The sequence below is a fragment of the Variovorax sp. P4_D9 genome (assembly GCF_056401695.1).
Window position 1 is genome coordinate 1 of record NZ_JBFUIU010000285.1, and the last position, 10776, is coordinate 10776.

The 10776-nt window shown below is 66.8% G+C and carries 11 protein-coding genes; 4 read left to right on the forward strand and 7 right to left on the reverse strand.

Annotation, left to right across the window (positions count from 1 at the left end):
- The 5 genes from AC1DY5_RS26885 to AC1DY5_RS26905 form a co-directional block, all read right to left on the reverse strand.
- Nucleotides 1-1579: bifunctional protein-serine/threonine kinase/phosphatase (locus AC1DY5_RS26885; protein WP_478116347.1), on the reverse strand; the 1579-nt coding region annotated here is incomplete at its 3' end.
- A gap of 13 nt (nucleotides 1580-1592) precedes the next feature.
- The gene (locus AC1DY5_RS26890; protein WP_478116348.1) at nucleotides 1593-2405 is read right to left on the reverse strand and encodes a formate/nitrite transporter family protein; all 813 of its coding nucleotides are present in this window, start codon (nucleotides 2403-2405) and stop codon (nucleotides 1593-1595) included.
- A gap of 51 nt (nucleotides 2406-2456) precedes the next feature.
- Nucleotides 2457-2801, reverse strand: coding sequence for a nitrite reductase small subunit NirD (gene nirD, locus AC1DY5_RS26895; RefSeq protein ID WP_478116349.1), 345 nt, complete (start codon nucleotides 2799-2801; stop codon nucleotides 2457-2459).
- 19 nt (nucleotides 2802-2820) lie between these two features.
- Nucleotides 2821-5340: a nitrite reductase large subunit NirB gene (nirB, locus tag AC1DY5_RS26900; RefSeq protein WP_478116350.1), complete on the reverse strand. Its 2520-nt coding sequence runs from the start codon at nucleotides 5338-5340 to the stop codon at nucleotides 2821-2823.
- 374 nt (nucleotides 5341-5714) lie between these two features.
- Nucleotides 5715-6047, reverse strand: a complete 333-nt coding sequence (locus AC1DY5_RS26905) for a hypothetical protein (RefSeq protein WP_478116351.1) — start codon at nucleotides 6045-6047, stop codon at nucleotides 5715-5717.
- A 362-nt stretch (nucleotides 6048-6409) separates the two neighbouring features.
- Between AC1DY5_RS26905 and AC1DY5_RS26910 the strand changes: the two genes are divergently transcribed.
- From AC1DY5_RS26910 to AC1DY5_RS26920, 3 genes are all read left to right on the forward strand, one after another.
- Nucleotides 6410-7057, forward strand: coding sequence for a dihydrofolate reductase family protein (locus AC1DY5_RS26910; protein ID WP_478116353.1), 648 nt, complete (start codon nucleotides 6410-6412; stop codon nucleotides 7055-7057).
- A gap of 58 nt (nucleotides 7058-7115) precedes the next feature.
- Nucleotides 7116-7694: a putative pterin-binding protein gene (locus AC1DY5_RS26915; RefSeq protein ID WP_478116354.1), complete on the forward strand. Its 579-nt coding sequence runs from the start codon at nucleotides 7116-7118 to the stop codon at nucleotides 7692-7694.
- Between the two features lie 70 nt (nucleotides 7695-7764).
- Nucleotides 7765-8373: a DUF4337 domain-containing protein gene (locus tag AC1DY5_RS26920; RefSeq protein WP_478116356.1), complete on the forward strand. Its 609-nt coding sequence runs from the start codon at nucleotides 7765-7767 to the stop codon at nucleotides 8371-8373.
- A gap of 34 nt (nucleotides 8374-8407) precedes the next feature.
- On the opposite strand, the gene AC1DY5_RS26925 is transcribed toward AC1DY5_RS26920, so the two are convergent.
- Together AC1DY5_RS26925 and AC1DY5_RS26930 are read right to left on the reverse strand one after the other, a co-directional pair.
- A complete protein-coding gene (locus AC1DY5_RS26925) occupies nucleotides 8408-9721 on the reverse strand; it encodes a type II toxin-antitoxin system HipA family toxin (protein ID WP_478116357.1) in 1314 nt (437 codons plus the stop codon).
- On the reverse strand, nucleotides 9718-10026 hold the full coding sequence (locus tag AC1DY5_RS26930) for a helix-turn-helix domain-containing protein (RefSeq protein WP_478116358.1): 309 nt from the start codon (nucleotides 10024-10026) through the stop codon (nucleotides 9718-9720). Before AC1DY5_RS26930 ends, AC1DY5_RS26925 begins: the two co-directional genes overlap by 4 nt.
- 257 nt (nucleotides 10027-10283) lie before the next feature.
- Between AC1DY5_RS26930 and AC1DY5_RS26935 the strand changes: the two genes are divergently transcribed.
- A complete protein-coding gene (locus AC1DY5_RS26935) occupies nucleotides 10284-10757 on the forward strand; it encodes a glycerate kinase (protein WP_478116360.1) in 474 nt (157 codons plus the stop codon).
- The last annotated feature ends 19 nt before the right edge of the window (nucleotides 10758-10776 follow it).

Below are 10776 nucleotides of genomic sequence, written 5' to 3' on the forward strand. Positions count from 1 at the left end.
CTGACACCGCTTGCTGTCGCTTCACTGGGTCCGGATGCAGTGCCTTCTGCAGCACCGCATCGACCCACGCCGGCAGGTCGGGCCTAAAGTGGCGCAGCGGCAGGTAGCGCAGCCGGTTGGCATCGGCTGCGGTCCGCAGGTGCGAGACCTGCAGGCCATACGGCAATTGCGCCGTCAGCATCCGGTAGGYGAGGACGGCCAGCGAGAACAGGTCCGACCGTGCGCTGCCGCCATGGCCGACGAAGTACTCAGGCGCGGTGTACTGCAGGGTCCCTTCGATGGCGGTCGCGCGCTTGTCGCGCGCGCTGTCGGCCAGGCCCGCCACGTGGGTCGTCGCCAGGTCGATGATCTTGACAGTGCCGGTGCGGTCGATCATCACGTTCTCGGGGCGGATGTCCTGGTGCAGCATCTCCTTGCCGTGCAGCGCCTGCAGCCCCTTGGCCAGCTGCTCGACGATGCCGCGCACGCTGTCCAGCGTCGGCCGGGGGTGGTCGACCATCCATTGCGCCAGCGTCTGGCCGTCGACGTACTCCATGGCGACATACAGGTGGCCGCGCGGCCGGTCGATCGCGCTGGCCTTCAGCACGTGCGGGCTGTCGATGCGCCGCGCCACCCATTCTTCGAGCACGAAGCGGTCGAGGTAGTCCGGGTCGTCGCGCAAGTCGACCGAAGGCAGCTTCAGCACCACCTGCTGCCCGGTCGCATCGTCTACGGCCAGGTGCACGTGGCTGCGCGAGCTCACGTGAAGCTCGCGCACCAGCGTGAAACCTTCGAAGTGGGCCCGCGGCGCCAGCGGCGGCGGGATCGCCAGGCCCTCCCGCTGCCACTGCAGCTGCGCGGCGTCGGCCAAGGGCAATCCGTCGATGCGCAGCAGCTGCACCGTGCTGTCGTCGTTCCCGCCCTTCGCCCGTGCCGCCGACGCGAGCAGGCGGGCCGCCTCGTCGAGGTCGTCGCCGCAGCGGGCGAGCGCCTGGTGCACCGCCTCGGCATCGAGGTGCGCATAGGCGCCGTCGGTGGCCATCAGGTAGACCTCCCCGACTTCCGCCGGCCAGCAGCGGTAGTCGATCTCGACGTTGGGGGCCGCACCCAGCGCACGCCCGAGATACGACTCGACCGACGACACATGGACGCGATGGTCTTCGGTGAGCTGTTCCAGCGCATGCGGGTGCAGCCGATGGATGCGCGCGTCGCCGACATGCAGCAGGTGCAGGTCGCGGCCCTTGAGGATCAGCGCGCTGAAGGTGCAGACGTAGCCGCTGTCCTTGTCGAAGCGCGCGTCGCTGCGCATGGTCTGCGCATGCAGCCACGAGTTGGTGGCGCTCAGCACCCGCTGGGCCGAGCGGCGCACCGACCACGCGTCGGAGGTGGCGTAGTAGTCGTCGAGAAAGCCGCGCACCGCCGCGGCGCTCGCCACCTGGCTGACGCGGCTGGAGCCGATGCCGTCGGCGAGCGCGACCGCGATGCCCTTGGAGATGCGCAGCGATCCCTCCGGAAGCATGGCGCCGTGGAAATCCTGGTTCACCGAATGGGGCCCGGCCAGCGAGTGCTGGCCGAGCGTCACGCGCAAAGCGCTGCACATGGACGCGAGGCCGTCAGATCAGGGCGCGCTTCGGCGCGGTCTTGTAGTGGGTCGCGTACAGGGTCGCGCCGACGAAGGTCAGGCCGCCGACCAGGTTGCCGAGCACCGTCGGGAGTTCGTTCCAGATGAAGTAGTCCATCAGCGTGAACTTGCCGCCGAGCATTAGGCCGGTGGGGAACAGGAACATGTTGACGATCGAATGCTCGAAGCCCATGTAGAAGAAGATCATCACGGGCATCCACATGCCGATGGCCTTGCCGGAGACCGTGGTCGACATCATCGCGGCGACGACGCCGGTGGACACCATCCAGTTGCACATCACGCCACGGATGAACAGCGTCAGCATGCCGGCGGCGCCGTGCGCGGCATAGCCCAGCGTGCGGCCTTCGCCGATATGGCCGAGCTTCTCGCCGACGGCATTGGGAGCCTCGCTGAAACCGAAGGTGAAGATGATCGCCATGAACACCGCGACCGTCAGCGCGCCCGCGAAGTTGCCGACGAACACCAGCCCCCAGTTGCGCAGGCACCCGCGCCAGGTGGCGCCGGGGCGCTTGTCGAGCACCGCCAGCGGCACCAGCGTGAAGACGCCGGTCAGCAGGTCGAAGCCCATCAGGTACAGCATGATGAAGCCGACCGGGAACAGCATCGCTCCGACCAGCGGGTTGCCCGTGTTGACCGAGACGGTAACGGCAAAGGCCGCCGCCAGCGCCAGGATGGCGCCGGCCATGTAGGAGCGGATTAAGGTGTCGCGGGTCGACATCAGGAGCTTGGATTCGCCAGCGTCGACCATCTTGGTCACGAACTCGGCAGGGGCTAGGTAGGCCATGGGGATTCCTTGAAGACTTGAAGAAGAAGCGAGGTTTTGAAAGCGACCGGGTCAGGCGAGGGCGACGAGCACGCGGCCCTCCTGCACGCGCACCGCGTGGGCCCGCACCGAGTGCTCGGGCGCTTCGAGGCATTCGCCGCTGCGCAGGTCGAAGTGGTTCTTGTAGAGCGGCGAGGCAACGACGATGCGCTCGCCGATGCTGCCCACCAGGCCGCGCGACAGCACGCTGGCCTGGGCCTTGGGATCGACGTTGTCGATGGCGTAGAAGTCCTGCGCGCGGCCGACGCGGAAGATCGCGACATGCACGCCGTCGACGAGGGCGCAGACCCCGGTGTCGGGCAGGATGTCGCCGGCGGCGCAGACGGCGGTCCAGGAGGGGGTGTCGGTAGCGTTCATTTTGGATTTCCTCGGGTGTTCAGGCGATGGCGACGTCGGCGCGTTCTTCCGCGCGGGCGGGCCGGATCTGGCCGCGCTCCTGCACGAACACGATGTGCTCGTCGGGCTTCTCGCTGTTGACGAAGGAGCGGAAGCGCTGGCGCGTGACCGGGTCGTTCACGGCCGTCTTCCACTCGCACTGATAGGTGTCGACCACGTGCTGCATCTGGGCTTCGAGTTCGACGCCGAGGCCGAGGGTGTCCTCGATCAGCACGCCCTTCAGGTAGTCCAGGCCGCCCTCGAGGTTGTCGCGCCAGGTGCTGGTGCGCTGCAGGCGGTCGGCCGTGCGCACATAGAACATCAGGAAGCGGTCGATCAGCCGGACCAGCTCTTCCTTGTTCAAGTCCGAGGCGATCAACTCGGCGTGGCGCGGCTTCATGCCGCCATTGCCGCAGACGTAGAGGTTCCAGCCCTTGTCGGTGGCGATGATGCCGACGTCCTTGCCTTGCGCCTCGGCGCATTCGCGGGTGCAGCCCGAGACGCCGAACTTGATCTTGTGCGGTGCGCGCAGGCCCTTGTAGCGGTTCTCCAGCTCAACCGCGAGGCCCACGCTGTCGGCCACGCCGAAGCGGCACCACGTCGAGCCGACGCAGCTCTTCACGGTGCGCAGCGACTTCCCGTACGCGTGGCCGGACTCGAAGCCGGCGGCGATTAGCTCCTCCCAGATCACCGGCAGCTGCTCGACACGGGCGCCGAACAGGTCCACGCGCTGGCCGCCGGTGATCTTGGTGTAGAGGCCGTACTTCTTCGCCACCTGGCCGACCGCGATCAAACCTTCGGGCGTGACCTCGCCGCCGGGCATGCGCGGCACCACGGAGTAGCTGCCGTCCTTCTGGATGTTGCCGAGGAAGTAGTCGTTGCTGTCCTGCAGCCCGGCCAGCTCCTTCTTGAGCACGAACTCGTTCCAGCACGATGCGAAGATGCTGGCGGCGGTCGGCTTGCAGACAGCGCAGCCCAGCCCCTTGCCATGCTTCGCGAGAAGGTCCTCGAAGCTGCGGATCTCGCCGACGCGCACCAGGTGGTACAGCTCCTGGCGCGAATAGGGGAAGTGCTCGCAGAGGTGGTTGTCGACCGCCAGGCCGCGCTTGGCCATCTCGGCCTTCATGACCTGGCCGACCAGCGGCACGCAGCCGCCGCAGGTGGCCCCGGCCTTGGTGCAGGCCTTCAGCTCGGCCGTGGTGCAGGCGCCGTTGCCGACCGCCGCGCAGATCTGTCCCTTGGTGACGCTGTTGCACGAGCAGATCTGGGCGCTCTCGGGCAGCGAGTCGACGCCGAGCCCGGGCTTGGCCTTGCCATCGCTCGATGGCAGGATCAGGAACTCCGGGTCGGCCGGCAGCGTGATGCCGTTGAGCGCCATCTGCAGCAGGGTGCCGTATTCGGCCGCGTCGCCGACCAGCACCGCGCCCAGCAGCTGCTTGCCGTCCTCGCTGACCACGATCTTCTTGTAGATTTGCTTGTGCTCGTTGATGTACTGGTAGGCGCGCGACTTCGGCGTCTTGCCGTGCGCGTCGCCGATGCTGGCCACGTCCACGCCCATCAGCTTGAGCTTGGTGCTCATGTCGGCGCACGTGAAGGCGGCGTCGTTCTGCCCGGCGATGTGCTTCGCGGCGACGCGGGCCATGTCGTAGCCCGGCGCAACGAGGCCGAAGGTCTGCTCGTTCCATGAGGCGCATTCGCCGATCGCATAGACGTCGTGATCGCTGGTGCGGCAGTGGCTGTCGATCGCCACGCCGCCGCGCGGGCCGACCGCCAGCACGCACTGGCGCGCCAGTTCGTCGCGCGGGCGGATACCGGCCGAGAACACGATCATGTCGGTCTCCAGGTGGGTGCCGTCGGCGAACACCATGCGATGCCGCGCGGTCGCGCCATCGGTGATCTCGACCGTGTTGCGGCCAGTGTGCACGTGCACGCCCAGGCCCTCGATGCTGTTGCGCAGCGCGCGCCCGCCGCCTTCATCGACCTGCACCGCCATCAGCCGCGGCGAGAACTCCACCACGTGGGTTTCGAGGCCCATGTCGCGCAGGGCCTTGGCGCATTCGAGGCCCAGCAGGCCGCCGCCGACCACCACACCGGTCTTCGATCGGGCGCCGCAGGCCTTCATCGCTTCGAGGTCCTCGATGGTGCGGTAGACGAAGCAGTGGGGCCGGTCGCGGCCGGGCACCGCCGGCACGAAGGGCGCCGAGCCGGTGGCCAGCACCAGCTTGTCGTAGTGCACCACCTCGCCATCGGCCGTGGTAATGGTGTTGTCGCGTCGCTCGATGGCCACGGCGCGGGCGGCCAGGCGCAGCGTGAAGCCGCTGCGCTCGAAGAAGCCGGGTTCGACCAGCGACAGGTCTTCGGCCGTCTTGCCGGCGAAGAATTCGGAGAGATGAACCCGGTCGTAGGCAGGCCGAGGCTCCTCGCACAGCACGGTGACCTGTGCATCGGCGAGGCCGAGCTCGTGGAGTTGCTCGAGAAACTTGTGGCCCACCATGCCGTGGCCAATCACTGCGATTTTCATGTCGGATCCTGCAGACAACCGCTCTCGTGACGGGGTTCAGACCACAGGAAAGGCTGTCGGAAAGACAGCCGCAGTGGGCCCCCGCGTGGAACGGATGCGAATTGGGTTGGAACAGGCGAACTGCCGGCGTCGTCGCTCTCAGCTCGCTCGAATCCCGCCGTCATTAGCGGAGGCACTGCAAAAATCCGCGGCAACGGTGCCGGCGGAACAGTGAAGGGTGTCAAGCAACAACCGTGCCGGGTGTTTGGAGGGCTTTCGGCGCGAAATCGGGCCCGCTTCGTCGGCAAGGGAGGGTGCGGCGCGCCGTTGTGGCGCATGGGCCGCCGGATTGGTGYGGCCCGAAGGCCTACCCGGGCGCGTGCGTTCGCGTTCGGCTACGGCCTGTTGGCCGCGTGCTCTTTCGCGCAAAGGGACAGCGCCGCACGCGCGTCGGTGCATTCGATGGCTGCCGGGACCACCGTCTCGCCCGCTCGCGCGGCGACGGCGACCCGCGCTGCATCCGGCGGCGAAGGCGTTTCAGCGGGTGCGGGGGCTATCGCGGCCGAAGGCCGGGCGGCTGCGCTGCGCCAGGGGGCGGGAGCGGCGATCGACGCCCACGACCGCTGCCATGCGGTGGCGACCGAATTCCTGACCAGCGACCATTGCGCGAGGAAGCGGCTTTCTTCCTGGTACGTCAACGGCCCGAGCAGGAGCAGGAGGAAGATCACCAGCAGGCTGGTGCGCGTTGGCGCCGACCTGCCGCGCATTTGCTTCGGCGTTCGCGGCGCCGGGAGCGAATCAGGAAAGGTGCCTGCGGACGTGTGGGCTCCGAAGCGCACACCTGAAAACCGGCCCTTGCAAGAGCAGCAATACTTGGCGCGGTCCTTGTTTGCCGTGTGGCAGTCGTTGCAGTACTTCGTCATGGCGAGAGTGCCCCGCCCGGAAGATCCCTGGTCGAGGGACAGTAGGAGTTCATTGAATCCCTTATCTTGCATTTGCCTCGGCCAATATGTAAGAAGAGGACGGATGTCGCTGTCGGGTTCGGCTACGAGAAAATACGCCGCCCCCTGCTGAAATTCAAGGAACCCCCATGTCCAGACTGCGCGTCCAGAGTTTCGCCATCTCCCTCGACGGCTACGGGGCCGGTCCGAGCCAGAGCCTGCAGAACCCGCTCGGTGTTCGAGGTCCCGAGTTGATGGAGTGGTTCTTCCACACCCGGATGTGGCGCCGCATGCACGGCGAGGCCGATGGCGAGACCGGCGTCGACGACCGCATCGCGGCGCAGGGCTTCGACGGCATCGGCGCCTGGATCATCGGGCGCAACATGTTCGGCCCGGTGCGCGGGCCTTGGCCGGACGACAGCTGGAAAGGCTGGTGGGGCGACGAGCCTCCGTACCACACGCCAGTGTTCGTGCTCACGCACCATGCGCGGGCGCCGCTCGCAATGGCCGGCGGCACCGAGTTCCGCTTCGTCACCGAAGGCATCCACGCGGCGCTGGCGCAGGCCAAGGCCGCGGCCGGCCAACTCGATGTTCGCCTCGGCGGCGGCGTGTCCACGGTGCGGCAGTACCTGGGCGCGGGGCTGATCGACGAACTGCATCTGGCGGTGCGGCCCGTGCTGCTCGGCGCCGGGGAGCCTCTCTTCCAGGGGCTCGACCTGCCCGCCTTGGGCTATGAGTGCGCCGAAAGCGTGACCGGCGAGCGGGCGACGCATGTCTTCCTGCGCAAGCGGGCTTGAGGCGCGCGACGGGCCGGGACGGTAGACGGAGCCAACCCCAACGCCCCACAATCGGCCGATGAACAAACGCCACTTTCTCGGTACCGCAACCCTTGCCGGGCTGCTGCCCGCGACTCGCGCCCTGGCGGCCGACCCGGCCCCGAAAGGCCCCGGCCTCCTGACCGTCAGCGGTGGGGTCGGCAAGACCAACCGCGGTCCGGTCGATCCCGCGCTCGACCAGTTGATGGTCAAGCACGGCGTCAAGTTCGACCAAGCGTACGTGCTCGACGCCGACGCCCTGCGCCGGCTGCCGGTGGTCCGGATCAAGGCGACGCTCGAGTACGACGCCAAGATGCATGCGCTCTCCGGCCCGCTGCTGACCAGCGTGCTGGAGTCGGTGGGCGTGGCGGGCGATGCGATGCTCGGCCTTCGTGCCGTGGATGGCTATGTCGTGCCGCTTCGCATGGCCGATGCACGCAGCTTCCGCATGATCGTCGCCACCGAGATGGACGGCGCGCCGCTCGCGCTCGGCGGGCTGGGCCCGCAATGGGCCATCTACGAAGCCGACACGCTTGCGGCCTTCAAGGACAAGCCGCTCAAGGAGCGCTTCGCGCTGTGCCCCTGGGGGCTGTACAGCATCGAGGTCTCGCGCGGCTGACAGGACCCCCGCTCCAGGCTGGGCATACTTGCAGCCGCGCCCATTTATTCAAATTGATTCGGAGACCCCTATGTCAGGAAGCGGCTTTCACGTGCATGGCCCGCACGATCACGAGCTCGAGCACGCCGGTTCGCACGAGGCTCACCATTCGGAGGCCGGCGACAGCAGCGGCCGCAGGAGCATGACCAGCCAGATCGCCGTGTGCACCGCGGTCATCGCCACGGTCGGGGCGATCTTCGCGTACATGGGCGGGTTGACCCAGGCCAACGCGGGCCTCTACAAGAACAACGCGGGCATCAAGAAGACCGAGGCCTCGAACCAGTGGAACTTCTATCAGGCCAAGAGCACGAAGCAGTCGCTCGCCGAGCTAGCGCGGGACATGGCTTCGGACGAGCGAAAGTCGTCCTGGCAGGAGAAATTCACCCGCTATGACAAGGAGAAGGCGGAGATCCTGCTGGTCGCGCAGCAGCTCGAGAAGGAGGCCCTCGACTGGGACGAGAAGTCCGAGCAGCAGATGCACCAGCATCATCGCTGGGCGCAGGCGACCACCGCGCTCCAAGTGTCGATCGCACTGGCCGCCATGGCGCTGCTGACGCGGAAGAAGTGGCTGGAGTGGGGCATGCTCGGTGTCGCATCGCTGGGGGTCATCGTCGGCGCACTGGCGGCGCTGCACATCTGACCGGGGGGCCTCTGGCTGGCGATCCTGGCCGGAATCAGCGCAGCAGCAGAAGCTGCTCCTTGATGGCCTGGGACTGCGTGTCGGAGACCTCCGCCGCCTGAGCGAATCTCGACCAGTCGTGGAGGGCCGTCCTGACTTCCTCGATGACCCGCTTGGCGGTCCCCACCCCGAATCGCGTTGCTTCTGCGTGCAGGTCGTCGATTCCGAATCCCTTGAACTTGCCGTTCACGGACATCAGGTGCTGGTGTGTCCATTCGCCCTTGGGGTTGTGGGCGAAGCTGATGTCGTAGGCGGGTGACAGCTCCCAGCGCTTCCCCTGCTGCAGCCGGAATGAGAAATTTTTCGTGTGATCGTCGCAGTTGCGCGCCATCACATTGAAGACCATTCGGCGCCAGGCTTCTTCCATCGCCTCGTAGGGCAGGTCGAGGGCGCGGATGACCATGAACAGCTGGGCGTACGCGTTGGCGCCCTTCTTCCTGTAGTCCAGGTGGTCCATCGCGCACAGGGTCTGCAAGTGATGTCGAACATTGCCCGGAGCGCGGTCGAAGCGCCGGGTCATGAAGTGCGCCCGGCCGTTCTCCTTCAGGAGCCTGCACTCGGTCATGTCGATGCCGGCGGCGCGCGCCATCAGATGGTAGGCGTATTCGATGCGGCCGTAGTCCCGCGAGGTGCCCAGCTCGTGGTCCGTTCCCACGCCGTCGAACTTGAGCAGCCAATGCTCGAAGCCTTCGGGCGCATCGACTTGGCCGGCGCGGATTTCATCCGTTTCCGGGTTCAGCACGATGACGGCCTTGGCCCGCGCGCCGCCGGCCGAGGTGCCGACGTCGATGATGCTGCGAAGCGCCGCGTTGGCGTGATCGTCGTCGTCGATGAGGCCGACGACGGCCTTGCGTGCCTGCTCGACGAGGCTGTCCAGCACGATCGCCGTCGCCTTCTGGGTCGCCGGGCCTCGGGATGGCTTGAAGCTCAGGGCGCCCATCGCGCGAGTGCTCATGTAGGCCAGGCGGTCGAGCGCCGTCACCGCGCTGGCGACAATGCCCCTGTCGGCCATGTAGCGGTTGATGAGGGCGTTTCCGAAATCGTCGGGCAGCGCGTCGCTGAGCAGCGCCGGCAAGCGCCGGTACGTGAGTTCTGGCAGGTCGGTGAACAGGTAGGTCTCGCTGTCGCGCGCCGCCATGTGCAATGGCGAGGGTTCGACGCCGGAGGCCTTGAAGTCTTCGGTGTAAGCGAAGGCGTAGTAGCCATAGGCCGGGTCGAGGGCGACGGCGCCGATGCGCTCGCCCCACAAATGGACATCGACCCGGTCGACATGCTTATAGGGGGCGCTCTTCTTCCTGGTGGTGGTCACGCGGCTCTCCGGGGCCTGCCCGCTCTTTGGCGCGGCTCTGCGCGACGGCCGAGCATGAGCGGATTGATGGTCGCCACCGGGGCGATGGACTTGAGCCAGTCTTCGCGGCCCAGGGCGCGCAGCACCCGCACGAGGCTCTTCAGTGTCGAGCCTTGGCCTCCCTCGAGGTTGCGCAGCGCGCGCACGCTGACGCCTGCGCGTTCGGCCAGTGATTTCTGGTCCAGGTTGCGGGCCAGGCGCAGGGCCTTCAGCCGCTCACCGAGGGCGGCTTCCATCTCTTCTGGCGTTTCGATGTGGAGCGTCATGGTAGGACCAGGAGGAATAAGTGTCTTTATTATGCCTCTTATTGTTAAAAATTGACTTAAATGCCCTAATTAGGGCATTTATCATCATGCATTGCGTTAAATGATATAAGAGGTAAAAAAAGGACGATTGTGACCATAAAACAACTTAATAGGCATATTTTGGATAGTTAATACGTCATGGATTGGAAGATGTTCGCCTAATCGGCATCAGCCAGTGCGAACCAGCGGCGCCTCCGCCCGGGCGACAATCCTCCTCCATGAATCTCAGCAAAATCTTCGTTCCCGTCGGCGGCCTGGTCCTTCTCGGCGTGGCCTATCGCAGCTACGGCTGGGCCGGCGTGGCACTGGTCGGCGGCGCCATCGTCATGTTCCTGTTGATGCACTTCAACCGCACGATGCAGGTGCTCAAGCGCGCGGCCGACCGGCCGGTCGGCACGGTCGCCAGCGCGGTGATGCTCAACGCCAAGCTCAAGCCCAAGGCCACCTTGCTGCACGTGATCGCGATGACCCGCGCGCTCGGCGAGCAGCGTTCGCCCAAGGACGAACAGCCCGAGGTCTTCCGCTGGACCGATGCCGGCGGCTCCTGGGTCGATTGCACCTTCGTGGGCGGCAAGCTCGCCGAGTGGAAGCTGACCCGGCCCGAGGTGGTCGAGGACGAGGCCGTTGCCGAGGCGCCCAGCGCCGATGCGGTCAAGCCCGGTGCGGCGGACGCGCTGCGCCCGCCGGTCTGAACGAGGCCTGCTAGAACGG